The sequence below is a fragment of the Wolbachia endosymbiont of Pentalonia nigronervosa genome (assembly GCF_014534705.1).
Taxonomy (GTDB): Bacteria; Pseudomonadota; Alphaproteobacteria; order Rickettsiales; family Anaplasmataceae; genus Wolbachia.
Map to the genome: position 1 here is coordinate 1 of NZ_JACVWV010000025.1, position 15,518 is coordinate 15,518.

Sequence of the window (15,518 nt, forward strand, 5' to 3'; positions counted from 1 at the left end):
TTATATATCTTATTGCATTAATAATCGCTCTAATATCGTGTTTTCTTGGCCTTCCTATTGCCCCTTGTGCAACGTATGGCTCTAGTATTTCCCATTCTTTGTCACTTATGTCACTTGGATACATTTTTTTACCTCTTAATTCTACATTTGCTTTAGTATATTTATCTTTTCATTTCTTTTCAAGACATCTTCTAAGTGAAAATTATAGACAACTTTATGATGGTTCTGAAGAGCGTAACAGAAAATTGGAGGGAATTAATCAAGAATTGAGGGAGGATAAACAGAAAGTAGCAGAAAGACTGTCAACTGTTGAAGAGCAAGTTGCAACATTAATGCAAAATATGACTATAAAAAGTGTGAAGGAGCAGGATAATGCAAGAGGAAACGATACAATTTCTCACTGAACACAAAAAGTACCGAGTATTATGGTGGGGCTTTGGCCCTACCTTACTTGAAGATCTGTGTCGCGAGAAAAAATTTGATGTCACAGAGTTCTTAGTTAAAAGGGACAAATATCAGTGTACTGAACTGATGATAGCTTTTGGTGAGAGAAAAATATATTGGTGGTGGCCATGGAGCAAAAAAATTGAGGATATTACCTTCGATGAGAAATCCTATCGTAGGGTGTGTGAATATCACAAGTACTCATGGTTTTGGCAGATAATTCTTGGTTTATTTACTCCAGTTTTGGTGCATCGCAAAATTGTCAAGTGGATTAATATTGAATGTAAATGTGGAGGGTATATGTTACATAGAGACAACAATCATGATAATGCAGGTTACTTAACAGAAGAGCAACCAACAGTTGATTTTAACACTGTTGGTGGGACATTAAAATCGCTTGGTTTTCCTGGACTATTGAAGCAACTGGATGATAGTCTTGAGCTGGTGAGAAAAAACATGAGAACCGAAGAGCAACATAGGCAATTTGTTGCCGAGATTGATCAAAAAATGAAAAAATCATCTCTGAAAGTTCACCCAGATAAGGTAAGAGCAGAAAGTATCCATAAAAAGAAAAGTGAAGAGGAAATAGCAGCGGCAGTGAAAAAGGCAGAAGATGAGCAAACGGCTTTAAATGCCTGCAGGGTATTGATTAAAAATACAGATGAGCTTTTTTTGGGTTATATTTATATGGATTTTCAATACGGGTGGTATAGCAGGATGAAAATTAACTCATTGGGCAATATAAAAGTATTAAACAAGCTAAACTCTAAAATTTTACTGGAGTTATCTGAAATATCGAAAGTTAAGCAAGAAGAGATAATAACCAACATAAATGAATTTTTAAAGGCAAGTGACAATAGCCTAAAGAGTTTTATTACCAGCAAATTTGAAAAAAATAGTGAAGGCGATTTTGAACGGCACAGGAGCGCTGCATTAAATTATTTAACATTGTGCATTAAAGGACATGAAAATTTGCAAAAGCAGTGTAATAATATACTAAGAGAATGTAGGCAAGATGCAGAGTTGAAAAACTTTCTGTACGACTCAATGTTAAATACGTCATTTGAAAATACTCGGCAATTAAGCCAATTGAAGAGGTTGAAAAAATTTGCTGAAGACGCGTTGCAAGGAAAAATAGGCCGGATGGGCAATATGAAATATCTGGATGAATATATGGTATTGCCTTTTGCCGCGTATGTTAATACTTTATCGGTATGCAGTATCATGTCTACAAAGGAGAAGCCTGAAAACATGCTCTCATTATGGTGGCTGCTTGAGCAATTTTGCTCCTACATTCTTTCACTTTTTTCAAAAAGAGATAACCAACAAGATAGCGCCCATAAAGTATTGAGCGACTTAATGTTTCGCTTTTGTCAAAATAAAGAAGGAGATATTAATAATAAAGAAGAAGGTATAAATAAAGTTGTTGATTCTATAGTAACGATCAGAAGTGAATTAGCAGAGAGATTCAGTCCTGATAACTACATAGCAATCACTCTAGCATCTTGTATTGAGGAATCACGCAAGCTTGAGAAAAGAATAGAGGCATTTGCCAAACAAGTACAAGAAGATTTAAAACGTGTTGAAAAAATTATACAAGATCAAGATAAAATTGAAAAAGATCAAGAGGAAATTAAAGAACATTTACACAATGTTCAGGAAACTCTTACAGTACTGGAAGAGAAAATCAAATTCATACAAAACGCTCAACAACAACCAAGTAGTTCATTGCCTGTGCAAAACCCTCAACAATCACCAAGAAGCTCATTAATTGATGTAGAGGCATGCCATAATCAGTCTATGAGTAAAGATTAATCCAAAATGCAAGAGGAAACAATCAAATTTCTCACTGAACACAAAAAGTACCGAGTATTATGGTGGGGCTTTGGCCCTACCTTACTTGAAGATCTGTGTCGCGAGAAAAAATTTGATGTCACAGAGTTCTTAACTAAGAAAAACAAGTGTCAATGCACCTTCTACCCAATGTGCTAGTAAGGGTAAAAGAAATAGTACTTACTTGCAGAGGTGATCAATAAAGGTGTAAATTTAACCCCTACCTACTTCAGAAGTTATAATACTACCTCTGCTTAAAGTGGAGGTATTTATTGCTTCTCTCGCTAAATGGATTGTACTACAATCCAAACTCTTCATTTATTTTATCAACTACTTCTTGTGGCGGGTTTTCACCCCATCCTGAATGTAGAATTTCTCCATAATCAGCAACATCCATAGATCCTGTTCTACTTTTTGCAAGAAACATTTCTCTCTTTTCTTTATCAACCAAAACATAATGCCACGCTGACCTTCCACGGTCTTTACCACGCACTAGGTATATAAGATCTGACCTACTCCTCCTAGCAGCATCAGCATGAGATCTCTCATTAACAGTTCTACTCTTGCTTTTTATTCCTCCACTTTCAGAAAAAGCCTCTTTAGGAGCAGGTTGCTTACTTGCTAATTGAGAAATTTTACCTTTTTCCCCTAAAGCACTTGTTCTATTATTTTCAGATGCATATTTACCTGCAAAACCTCCACCTCCTTCACTACTAGAATCAGCATCGGAATCAGAATTTTTTTTTGCAAAGCGCTTAGCAAATGAATTGTTTTCTTCGTTTTCCGTCATAAAAACCTCCAAACTTTAGATTGTAACATCTAAATTTTTATTACACTCTATTATATATTAATGAAATTAGTATTAATGCAAAGCAAAATCACAGTAATCACAGGAATTACAGCATCAGGTAAATCAGAATTATGTAACAACTTAGCAACAAAATACGATAATATTATTATAATAAATTGTGACTCAAAGCAAGTATATAAAGAAATTCCCGTTATCACTGCTCAACCACTTCAGCAAGAAAAATTATATAAATTATATGGATATATTTCAGCAAAAGAAAATTACTCTGTTGGTCTATGGCTAGAGGATTTAGAAAAAGAAATCAAAAATGCATTACAAAACTCACAGATACCTATCATCACAGGAGGAAGTGGACTCTACATTAGCAGTTTGGTGAAAGGTTTATCATCAATACCGCAGATCAGTCAGGAAGTGCGAAAAAACGTCAATGAACTGAGTAAAAACTTAAGTAAAGAGGAATTTTACGAATTAGTACTAAGCAAAGATCCAAAAATTCAAGGTAAAATCTTTATGAACGACTCCCACCGTCTGTCAAGAGCACTTGAAGTTATCACTGAAACTGATAAATCAATATTTATATGGCAAGAAAAGCAAAAACCTCCCTTATTTAAGGATTTAAAAATATACACGATTTTACCCAATAGAGAACATGTATACCAAAAAATAAACTCTCGCTTTATAACCATGATTGAAAATGGAGTAATTGATGAAGTAAAAAAGTTGCTAAGCATGAATTTAGATCCACGTTTACCAGCCATGAAAGCACATGGAGTACCAGAAATTATAAAATATCTGAACAATGAGATTACCTTAAAAGAAGCAATACAAATTGCACAAATCAATACAAGGCACTATGCAAAGCGCCAATACACCTGGTTTAAAAATCAGTTTCCAGATTCTGAGACAATAGAAAGAAATGTTCTCCCTGCAATTTAGTACGTTTTTTTCAGCAAATCAACTTTAGATAAACCCTTGTTTAACAAATCAGCATTTAATCGCTCCACAAGTTCTGTACTGTTTATTTGCAAGCTTACATCTGCATAAGCTATTGAAATACCTGGTAATTTTTGTTGTAATAACTGCTTATTAATAGCAGAATATATACGATTTACTAACTTAGATGTATCATTAGATCTCTTTCGAAACTCAATTTCTGATGGCAATTTTGTTGTCGAAGCTGAGCTGTGCTCCTCAAATATATCCTGCGGTGCTTCGCTTGCACTTCTCCTCTCATCATAAATCGGTTTCACAAGAGGTCTATTTGCAATGATAATAAATAGGGCTTTGTTATCATTTATGTATCCTATAAAATCATCACTACGGCAATTTCTGTAAAAATGCTCTATAGTAACCTTCAATGCACTGTCTGTTTCATAAATATTAAAAAGTTTGATTTCTGAAGACTGTTCATCACACGCAAATTTTGAAAAAGATTTTTTATCTACCCCTATCATTCCTACTACTACATTAATTTGATGCTGAAAAGCAAAATCCAACATAACATGTAATTCCAGCATTGTAGAGTCATGATTTAATATGCCAAATAAATCATGATTTTCATACCTTCTACCTGCCAGATAGTTATCCCTAAAAATCCTTAATTTATGAAATAAACTAATATCGCGTATTAATAATTCATAATTTATCTTGTTGCTAGTAAATTGCATAGTACGAAAAACTTTTACCTTTACCTGAATATCCTTACCTTTGCTGTCAATTAAAGAGAAATTTATTATTTTTGGTAAGATATCAAACAAATCACGTCCATTTTCCGTATAATCCAAATAGTCACTTATGCTATCAGCCACTCTTGTACTTAAAATCTTAACTAGCGGTTTACTTAGCAAATCTTCTTTTTTATATTGTAACAAGTTCTCTGCAGCCTGATTTACCGATAAAATTAACACAGTTCTCTGCTCATTATCTTGACAAACAGAAACTATGGCATCATCCCTCCTCCGTGAAGTTAGAAATTTGTTCATGCTTGTGTTATTTATGTATATTACAATGTATATTACAAACATAATAAAATTATATTAAAATTCACTTACTTATTAATATATTTAATAAAATACAATAGTGTTTTAAGCATATTTTAATTTTTCTTGAGGCAAATTTTTATGATAAATTTAATATCAGAAATAGATTTTACAAAATCTTTTGTGTTGATTGACTATTATCACTGGTAAAGATAAGATTAAAATTTAAGTATTGAAGTCATGAAGCAGTTTTACATCACAACTCCGATATACTATGTAAATGACAAGCCACATATTGGCCACGCATACACCTCTCTTATATGCGATGTCACAGCTCGCTTTATGAAATTATCTGGAAAAAACGTTAAATTTACCACAGGTACAGATGAGCACGGACAAAAAATCGAAAAGGCAGCTAAAGCTAATGGCATGCAGCCAAAGGAATTTACTGATCAAGTAAGCGTCACATTCAAAGAATTAGCAAAATTCATGAATTTTCAATATGATGATTTTATTCGCACTACTGATGCACATCATAAAAAAGCAGTGGTAACTCTATGGAATAGATTACAAGAAAGAGAGCAAATCTACTTAGACTCTTATTCTGGATGGTATTCAGTTCGCGATGAAGCATTTTATCAAGAATCAGAACTTATAGACGGTAAAGCACCAACAGGCGCCGAAGTTGAGTGGGTAACAGAAAAAAGCTATTTTTTTCGCTTATCTCATTGGCAGGATAAACTACTTGAACTATATGAAAATCAACCAAATTTCATCTTTCCCGCGAGTAGAAAAAATGAAGCAGTATCTTTTGTAAAATCTGGGCTTACTGATCTTTCAATTTCTCGCACTAGCTTCAATTGGGGAATAAAAGTACCTGGTAATGACAAACACATAATTTATGTGTGGATAGATGCATTGACTAATTATATCACATCTGTGAATTTTCCTAATATTGAAGATAATGAGTACAAACAATTCTGGGCAAATGAAGATTGTTTAAATGTTCATGTGATCGGTAAAGATATACTACGTTTTCATGCTGTATATTGGCCAGCAATTCTGCTTGCTGCAGAACTGCCACTACCGAAACAGATTGCAGTACATGGCTGGTGGTTAAATGAAGGAGAGAAGATATCAAAGTCTCTCAGTAATGTCATAGATCCAATAGCTCTTGCTACAGAATTCGGTGTTGATCAATTACGTTATTTTCTCCTCAGAGAAGCAAATTTTGGTCAAGATGGAAATTTCAGCAAAAAAAATATGATCAGTCGTATAAACTCAGAACTTGCACACAACATAGGTAATTTAGTGCAAAGAACAATTTCATTTTTACATAAGCAATGCGCTGGAGTTGTGCCAATAATCGATCAAAATTTACTTAAAAATGATGAAAATTTATTGAACTGCAAACCTATACTCGACCAAGTGATGAAACACTTATTAAAATATGAATTTAATCACATTATACTGTTAATCATCAATATTGCCTCTGAAGCTAATGCATACATAGACAAAAGTGCACCTTGGACATTAAGCAAAATCGATAAAGATGGTATGAATTTAGTAATTTATAAGTTACTAGAGTACATCAGAATAATTGGTATTCTATTGCAACCAATTATTCCACAATCAGCAAAAAAGATATTAGACCAACTAAAAATTCCGGCAGAGCAACGCAATTTAGAATCTTTATGTAACGTACAAATAAGCCCTGGTAGCATACTGCCTAAACCAGAGCCCATTTTTTTAAGATTTGAGGCTTAAAGCCTCCACTGTTTGGAAATACCTACATGTACTATGAACGTACTTGTAATTCTCTATGTTGGTCCACTCGAGTATTATGTGATAAACTAGTGGGCAAAATATCCCAACCCATTTTCTCACCTTTTTTTAATGCATTAGTAAAAAGCTCTTCGTTGCTTACCTTCACAGCTTGGAGCAAAACCTTGATGCGGTAGTGATCAGTTCCCTTGCTATTTTTGCTTGCTTCAAATTGAGTACTACCATATTCATGCCAATATTGATCATTAGCTAATGCCACTCCTCTACCTTCAACAGCAACCTCACTATGTATAAGCCCCGAAAGAGCATCGGCAGCAAAAAGAGCAATACCAGCAAAAACAAAGTTAGCAAAAGCAAAAACCTTGGTATGTTGTTCTTCTGTTAACTTAACTGATTTAGAATAAGTATCACTTAAGGCATCTCGAAAAATATCAGGCACTGCTGCTGTTCCGTCTGCTTGGTTATCATGTTGAGCATCTGCTTTTGGCTCGCTATCAGGATTAGTGCCTTCCTCTAGTCTTGGTTCGCTATCAGGGTTATTACCTTCCTCTAGTCTTGGTTCGCTATCAGGGTTATTACCTTCCTCTAGTCTTGGTTCGCTATCAGGGTTATTACCTTCTGCTGTTCTGTTTGCTTGGCTATTAAGTATTGGCACTTTATCATCACTTTCAGTCTTCATTATATTACTTGCAATCATCACACATGAAAACGCCAGAACTGCAAAAGAGACTACAGCACAGCCTATAATGAGTGGAAAACTCACATTTAAACTGGCAACAGGAGCCAAAAACTTGAAATATGGAGCTGCAATAAACACCTCAGACGCTAAAAGCGCAAGAGTTGCTAAAGTACCAGCTATTAAATAAGGTGAATTAGTTTTATTAAAAATATTACTCATAAATTATCCCTCGCACTCGTATTAGTTTAATATGCATGTATTACATACAAAATTCACTTAAAGCAAGCACTTTTAATATAAATATATATCTAGTTTTCGTCGAAGATAATTTGAAGCTTAAAAATTTTAAGCCTATTCCGTTTGGAGATACCTACATGTACTATGAACGTACTTGCAATTCTCCATTTTGTTCCGCTTGAATATTAAAAATTGTGGAATATTCTTCTTCCGTTACCTTACCATGATTTAAAAGAACCCTCATTTAAGCCTTTTCTCAAAACCTCAGCCATCGTTCTTCGTACTGGTTCACTTGCTTTGCCTTCAGGTCGAGCACCGCCTGCTGTTCCATTTTCTTGGTTATTAGGTCCTGCTACTCCGTTTGCTTGTTTACCAGGTCTTGCTGTTCCGTTTACTTCGCTACCAAGTTTAGCATCTGTTACTTCAGTACGTACTGGTCTTTCTTCATGATGTAGAGTATATTCAACAGTCCTATTGATATTCCTTGCAATCATCACACATGAAAATGCAAGAACTGCAAAAGAAACTACAGCACAGCCTATAATGATTGGAAAACTCACATTTAAACTGGCAACAGGAGCCAAAAACTTAAAATATGGAGCTGCAGCAAACACTCCAGACGTTAAAAAAGTAAGAGTTGCCAGAGCACCAGTTACTAAATAAGGTGCATTAGTTTTATTAAAAATATTATTCATAATGATTCCTCACATTTAGATCCATTTATACACATATTACATATTAATTTTACTCAAAGCAAGATAATTTTAATATAAATATGTATCTAGTTTTCGTTAATGATCTTTTATATAATGCTATATAAACAGTATAGTATAACTTATGACCCCAATTATAGCAGTCCTGAGTGGAGGATTTTCCCATGAAAGAGAAATATCTTTGATGAGTGGAAAAGCGATAAAACAAGCTATTGATAAACTATCATATAGTGCGATAGAAATAGATGTTGACAGAAACATTGCTAAAAAACTCACACAGATCAATCCTGATCTTGCTTTCATTGCTTTGCATGGACCTTATGGAGAAGATGGTTGTATTCAAGGTTTATTGGAGGTGCTAGGAATAAAATACACCCATTCCGGAGTGATGGCTTCTGCCATCGCCATGAACAAAGTTATGTCGAAGCATATATTCACTTCACTAAATATTGATATTCCAAAAGGTTATGTCATTAGCAGAGAAGGCATATTAAACAATAACATTGCAATTGACTATCCATATGTTTTAAAGCCAATCAACGAAGGTTCAAGCATAGGGGTGCATATTATCTCATCAGAGGAGGATTATTTAATATTAAAAGGCAATCAAAGTGATAGCTTAATGCAGAGAATGATTATAGAAGAATATATTCCTGGTATAGAGTTACAAACTGCTGTGCTGTTGGATGAAGCAATTGGTACCATAGAAATACGGCCAAAAAATAAATTTTACGACTATCAGGCAAAATACACCGATGGTTTATCAGAACACATATTTCCAGCAGAAATTCCAGATAATATATATAAGGCAACACTGCAACACGCATTGACAGTGCATAAATTTTTGGGATGCAAGACTGTTTCTCGCTCAGATTTTCGCTATAATCCTCAAGATAATACTTTAAAAATGCTAGAAATTAATACTCATCCTGGTTTTACTGAGCTATCATTAGTACCAGAAATTGCTAAATTAACTAAAGGAATGAGCTTTAATGAATTGGTCAAAGTCATTATTGAAGATAGTTTATAGATGTTGAACAATATTACTAGGAGTCAAAAACGTTTCCTGCGTAGATGTGCTCTAATTATTACTATATCGCTTTTTCTTACATTAGTAACCTATAGTTCACTTGGTAAAATTATTAGCTACTTTAATTACTACTCCACTCAGTGTAGCAATTTATTGCTCAACAGCGGATTTGCAATTGAAAAGGTGACCATTACTGGTGATAAATTTACAGATCAAAAGTATGTCCTAAGTCTCATAGATAAAACACAGCCTATAGTATATGTGCGGCTGTCAAAACTTGCCAATAATATAAAATCTGTAAATAAATGGATAAAAGATGTAAGGGTTTACAGAATTTTGCCTAATACCCTACATATTGACATAAATGAACATAAACCATTTGCTATCTGGAGAGATAATAATAAAACTTCAGTTGTGGACTATGAAGGTAAGATTATTGTTGATGATTACCCAATGGACAATCTTGTAGTAGTTACAGGACAAAACGCATTATCAAACTTAAAATTCGTCAGAGACATATTAGAAAATAAAACACAATTGAGTGAACATATTTCTTCATTTGTTTTTGTGGGCAATAGAAGGTGGAATATTATTCTAACAAATGGCCTGACAGTGAAACTCCCTGAAGACAATCCCCATGGTGCATGGGATTATTTAAATAGCTTACAAAATACGACTGACTTTACACCCAGCAATTGGAGTGTAATTGATATGCGTATAATTGATAAAATTTTTGTTAGAAGGTGAGGTAATTTATGAAACTAGGCGTTAATATTGATCACATTGCAACCATTCGCAATGCACGTGGAACTTCGTACCCAGACCCTCTGGAGGCAGCCAAAATAGCTATCGCTGCAGGAGCAGATTTTATCACTGTGCATTTAAGAGAAGATAGAAGACACATTAGAGATGAAGATGTATATAACCTTAAGAACAATATCAATGTTGAATTAAATCTTGAAATTGCAGCAACAGAAGAAATGCTCGAAATAGCAAAACAAGTAAAACCGTATTCTATTTGTATAGTACCGGAAAAAAGGGAAGAATTAACAACCGAAGGTGGTCTCGATCTTGCACATAATGATAAGCTGCCCAGTATAATCAAAGACATGCACAACTCTAATATAAAGGTATCTCTGTTTTTAGACCCCAATATAGAACAACTAAAATACATTGAAAAGCTAAAAGTAAAACCCGATATAATAGAAATTCACACTGGAGATTACTGTAATGACCCATCAGAAGAAAAACTACAGCTAATAGCTACTGCTGCTGAGTACATCAATAAATTAGGAATAGAATGCCATGCGGGGCATGGCATCACTTATAAACACGTTAAAAAAATAAAACAAAAAATACCGCACATCTCCGCTTTTAATATAGGTCACTATATAATAAGCGAAGCTGTACTTCAGGGCCTACATACGGCAATAAAAAGGGTTAAAAATAATTAACCCTTTCTCTTGTCACTCGTTTAAAAGATCTGTAAGAGTGCTGCTTGCACTAAATTTTACTCCCGTTTTTGCAGGAACATCTATCAAATTACCAGTTTGTGGATTACGACACTTTCTCGCCTGTCTTAGAACAGTAGATAACGTGCCTATTCCATGCAAACGTACTCCTTCTTTAGAAACTATTCCTTTCTTAATTATTTCCATGAATATATTGTAAATTTTACTTAAATCAGTTTTTGTCAGGCCAATTTTTGCATTAGAGCACTCTCCATATAACTGATTTACCATTTCCTCTTTATTCACATTTTTTTCTTTACTCATAAATTACCTTATATTTAGAAAATCTACACAGATAGAATATTACGCTGGTAACTATAGTCAACTAAATTCGTTGTAAAATGAAATATATTGTACATTTTTATAAAAAAAGTTTCTTTTGAAACCGTATTGTCAATAATCATTAACTTTAAAACTAAAAAAATTAACTATAGATATCATAGCAACTATCTCTTAGAGTACTGACATTTCTTCCGAGCTTTATGTTGACCATATTTTTTACGCTCAACAATACGTGAATCTCGAGTTAAAAAGCCTCCACTGCGTAGCATAGCATGCAACTCATCATTGATACTACCTAAAGCTCTGCTTATACCATGGGCCACAGCACCAGCTTGCCCTGATAAGCCACCACCCTTTACAGTTGCAAATACATCATATTTATCCAATGTAGAAGTTGCAACAAAAGGCATTTTTACTATTTGACATACTGACTCCCTTTTAAAAAAAGAAATCAGATCATCTTTCTTATTAACATTAAACTTTCCGCTTCCTGGTTTTATCCATACCCTTGCCACAGCTTCCTTTCTTCGACCTGTTGCATACGAGCGGCCAAGTGCATCAATTGCTGGCTTCTCTGTCTTTCGAACTGCAAGATTTTTCATTTCTACTCCATTATTTCTTATTTTTACGATTTAAAGAGGCAAAATCTATCTCCTGAGGTTGTTGCCCTTGATGTTTATGTTCCGGACCGGAGTAAACGTATAAATTCTCAAAACGTCTACGCGCCATAGGACCATCATCCAACATCCTCTGAACTGCCATTTTTATTACACGTTCAGGAAATTTACCATTTAAAATATTATCTGGTGTAGTTTGTTTTAAACCACCAGGATGACCTGTATGCCGATAATAAATTTTATCTTTAAGCTTATTTCCAGTAAAATGTACTTTTTCTGCATTAACAATAATTACATTGTCACCACAGTCCATATGAGGCGTATATTCAGGCTTATGCTTTCCACGCAATAGAGTTGCTACAAATGCTGCCAATCTACCTACTACTAACCCTTCGGCATTTATGACAAGCCATTTTTTATTGATTTGTTTCTCTTTTAAAAAAAAAGTTTTCATCTTAATACTTAAACATATAGTTAACCATGGTACACTTACCTACTACGCAATGTCAATATATTCATTGATTATCAGAACAATTTATGTTAGCAATTTAGCTATATACATTAAAAATATCAAATTAATAAAATGTTGAGACTAATTATCATGCTAACAGTTGCTTTAAGTGCCATAAGCTGTTATGCCATAGATTTAGAAGAAGCTGTAGAAAAAGCAGTGGAAAATAGTTCAAAAATAAAATCCAAATTTTACGAATATAAAAGCGCAGAGAAACAACTCAAATCATCCGGAATAGCCGGCTTTTTACCTGAAGTTAACTTACAATATAGGTTCAATGACAATCTCGATCTCCAGAGTCCAAAAGATCCGCGACTTGGAGCGTATTTTACCATAAATCATAAATTAATAGATGGAGGAGGTAATTTTGCCATATTTAATCGGTCGCAACATCTCCTTAAGGCAGAAAAGACAAGATTACGCCGATTAAAGCAAGAAGTTGCACTTAATGCTGTGGAAGTATATGTCAACGTTCTCAAAAAAACAGAAATATTAAAATTAAGAGAACATAAAGAGCGTGTTGCTTTAGAACATTTGTCAGCTATGCAAAAACGCTTCTCCCTTAGTGAAGTTACAAACACTGAGGTTTCACTGGCAAAAGCGAAATTTTCATCTTCAGTTTCTAAAAGAGTGAGTGCTGAAGGTAAATTAAAGCTGGCAAAAATAGCTTATTATCACTTAATTGGTGAAGAGGCTGATGATCTTTCTGAAGTTGATGAACTTTTTCTACCCACTATTCCAGAGTTAAGTGAATGTCTACAGTTAGCAAAAACTAATAATCTAACTTTAAAGGAAGCAATTCACAAAAAAAAGGCTGCTAGAGCGGAAATTATTGCTGAGCAATCTAAATTTTTGCCTTCTTTAAGTGTAAGTGCAAGTAATTATCCTCCTGGTCAAAATATTAAATTTCAAGAACTTGTAAAAAATGCTAATATTGCATTCGTTCTCGATATTCCAATTATGAACAAAGGTGTAAATGCTTTTGGTATTAGTAAAGCTAAGATGGAGGTGAAAAAGTTTACTTATGCTTATCACGAAGCAGCAAAGGATGTAGAACAAGCAGTGATAAATGCTTGGCACAATGTTCTGACAGCAAGAGCTATGATTAAAGCAAGTCAAGAAGCAGAAAAAGCAGCAGCTTTAGCATTAGAAGGAGTGGAGCAAGAAGTTAACTTAAATTTAAAAAGTACGACTGATCTCTTGGAAACTGAAGATGAACTGTTTGAAGCACGTTCAGACTTGGTTGAAGCAAGAAGCAATTATGTAATTAGCGTTTATAATTTGTTATTTATAATAGATCTATGAATTTAAAGGTATTAACTTATGAGTGATGAACAAAGCACCCAATCTGTAAAAGATATTCTGGAAGATATAAAAAAAGCTATGTTTGGCAATAACACAAACGATAGTAAAGCCGTAGCAAGTGATCATGGAAAAGGAGATGATCATAAGAAAGAGGCGCATCTTAAAGGTGAAAATTTACAGCAACCTACAGCAGATGATCACGAAGATGATGATGATATATTACACCTTAAGGAAGAATATTTACCAGAAGCCGCACATGATGAAGATGATTATGAAGAAGAAGAATATGATGATGAAAGTGATGATGATGATGATGAAAACGACGAAGAAGATGATATCCCACACCTCAAGGAAGAATATTCTCAACATAATGAAGATAATATATTACACCTCAAGGAAGAATATTCTCAAAGTGAAGATAGTGACAAGCCAGATAATTATCTGCACAGTGATAATACATCGAATAAGGTAGGCTTACAGAATGACGACTTAATTTTAAAAGAAAATATAGAAGAAATAAGAGCATTGCTTGGAAAAATGCAAAACGAACTACAACAGCAGCAACAATCAAAGTCACAATTAACTGTTGAAGAATTAGTGGTATCTCTTTTAAAACCTGAATTATCAGAATGGCTGAATAAGAATCTATGTAAATTAGTAAAGTCAGTAGTTGAAAAAGAAATTAAAGATATAATAAATAATAAGTAATATTTACAGGGTATTTAGCCATAAAAAATAGAGTTAAAACGGCGAAAGGTAGAAAAATATCTTCAACAAGATGGCTTCATCGCCATTTAAATGATCAGTATGTACGCAAAACAAATAAGGATGGCTATAGGTCACGCTCAGCATATAAACTAGTAGAGATAGATAAAAAATTCAAATTACTACAAAGCGGGCAAAGGGTTATTGATCTTGGTGCTTATCCTGGTGGATGGTCACAGGTTGCATCTCAAAAAACTAAGGATGTAATTGCCATTGATCTCAAACCAATGGACACGATAAATGGCGTGGAATTTATACAATGCGATATTATCAATGAATTTGCAGCTTTAAAGGAGCAATTGCAGGATCAAAAATTTGATGTAATTTTATCTGATATGGCCCCTGGATCTTGCGGATTGCAGTCGTTAGATCATATAAGAATTATGCTCTTGTGTGAAGCAGCTTTGAACTTAGCAAAACATTTCTTAAATCATGGTGGTAAATTGGTAGTAAAAATCTTTCAAGGAGAATCCGATAAAGACTTTTATAATGAACTAAAGAAAGTGTTTAAAACAGTAAAATACTTTAAACCGCAATCAAGTAGATCTGAATCTACAGAAATGTACCTAGTAAGTTTAGACTTTGAAGAAGTCATTCAGGAACAGTAGATTTCTTCAAACTTCAATCTTTACCACAAATCGATTTGGGAGTGTTAAATAAACTGTGTCAAACCGAAAAATGATATATTAATGATATAAAAAATGGAGGTTTAACAAATGAAAGAAAAAAGAGCAAACAAGTATAGACCCCCTGCGAAACAACATAAAGAGAGTTGCTGATAAAATCCGGTAAGGAACCCCAACCCGAAAGCTCCGTGCCTTAGAAGATGTCTTGAAAAGAAATGAAAAGATAAATATACTAAAGCAAATGTAGAATTAAGAGGTAAAAAAATGTATCCAAGTGACATAAGTGACAAAGAATGGGAAATACTAGAGCCATACGTTGCACAAGGGGCAATAGGAAGGCCAAGAAAACACGATATTAGAGCGATTATTAATGCAATAAGATATATAATG

Annotated in this window: 17 protein-coding genes; 10 read left to right on the forward strand and 7 right to left on the reverse strand. The window is 34.0% G+C overall.

Features of this window, described 5'->3' with window-relative positions:
• Positions 1 to 107: 107 nt before the first annotated feature.
• Together IC220_RS03625 and IC220_RS03630 are read left to right on the forward strand one after the other, a co-directional pair.
• Positions 108 to 404 (forward strand): hypothetical protein, encoded by a 297-nt coding sequence (locus IC220_RS03625; RefSeq protein ID WP_188153217.1) that lies wholly within the window; start codon positions 108 to 110, stop codon positions 402 to 404.
• A complete protein-coding gene (locus IC220_RS03630) occupies positions 373 to 2,259 on the forward strand; it encodes a coiled-coil domain-containing protein (RefSeq protein ID WP_188153218.1) in 1,887 nt (628 codons plus the stop codon). Before IC220_RS03625 ends, IC220_RS03630 begins: the two co-directional genes overlap by 32 nt.
• A gap of 316 nt (positions 2,260 to 2,575) precedes the next feature.
• Here IC220_RS03630 and IC220_RS03635 read toward each other — a convergent pair whose 3' ends face one another.
• Entirely contained in the window at positions 2,576 to 3,067 is a 492-nt protein-coding gene (locus IC220_RS03635; protein WP_188153219.1) for a hypothetical protein, read from the reverse strand.
• A gap of 75 nt (positions 3,068 to 3,142) precedes the next feature.
• Here IC220_RS03635 and miaA point away from each other — a divergent pair, with 75 nt between their 5' ends.
• Positions 3,143 to 4,024, forward strand: a complete 882-nt coding sequence (miaA, locus tag IC220_RS03640) for a tRNA (adenosine(37)-N6)-dimethylallyltransferase MiaA (RefSeq protein ID WP_188153220.1) — start codon at positions 3,143 to 3,145, stop codon at positions 4,022 to 4,024.
• Here miaA and IC220_RS03645 read toward each other — a convergent pair.
• Positions 4,021 to 5,112 carry a PAS domain-containing protein gene (locus IC220_RS03645; RefSeq protein ID WP_223158760.1) on the reverse strand — a complete coding sequence of 364 codons (1,092 nt, stop codon included), beginning with the start codon at positions 5,110 to 5,112 and terminating at the stop codon, positions 4,021 to 4,023. The two genes, miaA and IC220_RS03645, sit on opposite strands and share 4 nt — an antisense overlap.
• 195 nt (positions 5,113 to 5,307) lie before the next feature.
• On the opposite strand from IC220_RS03645, the gene metG reads away from it, so the two are divergent.
• Complete coding sequence (gene metG, locus IC220_RS03650) at positions 5,308 to 6,834, forward strand: methionine--tRNA ligase (RefSeq protein WP_188153221.1); 1,527 nt, start codon at positions 5,308 to 5,310, stop codon at positions 6,832 to 6,834.
• Between the two features lie 31 nt (positions 6,835 to 6,865).
• Here metG and IC220_RS03655 read toward each other — a convergent pair whose 3' ends face one another.
• Positions 6,866 to 7,750 carry a hypothetical protein gene (locus IC220_RS03655; RefSeq protein ID WP_188153231.1) on the reverse strand — a complete coding sequence of 295 codons (885 nt, stop codon included), beginning with the start codon at positions 7,748 to 7,750 and terminating at the stop codon, positions 6,866 to 6,868.
• 236 nt (positions 7,751 to 7,986) lie between these two features.
• Complete coding sequence (locus tag IC220_RS03660) at positions 7,987 to 8,463, reverse strand: hypothetical protein (RefSeq protein WP_188153232.1); 477 nt, start codon at positions 8,461 to 8,463, stop codon at positions 7,987 to 7,989.
• 142 nt (positions 8,464 to 8,605) lie between these two features.
• Here IC220_RS03660 and IC220_RS03665 point away from each other — a divergent pair, with 142 nt between their 5' ends.
• Genes IC220_RS03665 through IC220_RS03675 form a run of 3 tightly spaced genes read left to right on the forward strand, consistent with a single transcriptional unit; the run spans position 8,606 to position 10,965 of the window.
• Positions 8,606 to 9,511, forward strand: a complete 906-nt coding sequence (locus tag IC220_RS03665) for a D-alanine--D-alanine ligase (RefSeq protein ID WP_188153222.1) — start codon at positions 8,606 to 8,608, stop codon at positions 9,509 to 9,511.
• Complete coding sequence (locus IC220_RS03670; RefSeq protein WP_188153223.1) at positions 9,512 to 10,258, forward strand: cell division protein FtsQ/DivIB; 747 nt, start codon at positions 9,512 to 9,514, stop codon at positions 10,256 to 10,258.
• An 8-nt stretch (positions 10,259 to 10,266) separates the two neighbouring features.
• Positions 10,267 to 10,965 carry a pyridoxine 5'-phosphate synthase gene (locus IC220_RS03675; protein WP_188153224.1) on the forward strand — a complete coding sequence of 233 codons (699 nt, stop codon included), beginning with the start codon at positions 10,267 to 10,269 and terminating at the stop codon, positions 10,963 to 10,965.
• Positions 10,966 to 10,977: 12 nt separating this feature from the next.
• On the opposite strand, the gene IC220_RS03680 is transcribed toward IC220_RS03675, so the two are convergent.
• The 3 genes from IC220_RS03680 to rplM all read right to left on the reverse strand — a co-directional run bounded on the left by IC220_RS03680 (position 10,978) and on the right by rplM (position 12,375).
• Positions 10,978 to 11,286 carry an HU family DNA-binding protein gene (locus tag IC220_RS03680; protein ID WP_223158761.1) on the reverse strand — a complete coding sequence of 103 codons (309 nt, stop codon included), beginning with the start codon at positions 11,284 to 11,286 and terminating at the stop codon, positions 10,978 to 10,980.
• Positions 11,287 to 11,468: 182 nt separating this feature from the next.
• On the reverse strand, positions 11,469 to 11,906 hold the full coding sequence (gene rpsI / locus IC220_RS03685; RefSeq protein WP_188153225.1) for a 30S ribosomal protein S9: 438 nt from the start codon (positions 11,904 to 11,906) through the stop codon (positions 11,469 to 11,471).
• A gap of 10 nt (positions 11,907 to 11,916) precedes the next feature.
• A complete protein-coding gene (gene rplM, locus IC220_RS03690; protein ID WP_188153226.1) occupies positions 11,917 to 12,375 on the reverse strand; it encodes a 50S ribosomal protein L13 in 459 nt (152 codons plus the stop codon).
• Positions 12,376 to 12,504: 129 nt separating this feature from the next.
• On the opposite strand from rplM, the gene IC220_RS03695 reads away from it, so the two are divergent.
• From IC220_RS03695 to IC220_RS03705, 3 genes are read left to right on the forward strand one after another with little or no spacing between them, the layout of a single operon-like run.
• Positions 12,505 to 13,737 (forward strand): TolC family protein, encoded by a 1,233-nt coding sequence (locus IC220_RS03695; RefSeq protein WP_188153227.1) that lies wholly within the window; start codon positions 12,505 to 12,507, stop codon positions 13,735 to 13,737.
• Between the two features lie 18 nt (positions 13,738 to 13,755).
• Positions 13,756 to 14,445: a DUF2497 domain-containing protein gene (locus tag IC220_RS03700; RefSeq protein WP_188153228.1), complete on the forward strand. Its 690-nt coding sequence runs from the start codon at positions 13,756 to 13,758 to the stop codon at positions 14,443 to 14,445.
• A gap of 56 nt (positions 14,446 to 14,501) precedes the next feature.
• Complete coding sequence (locus IC220_RS03705; protein ID WP_188153230.1) at positions 14,502 to 15,110, forward strand: RlmE family RNA methyltransferase; 609 nt, start codon at positions 14,502 to 14,504, stop codon at positions 15,108 to 15,110.
• Positions 15,111 to 15,518 lie beyond the last annotated feature (408 nt).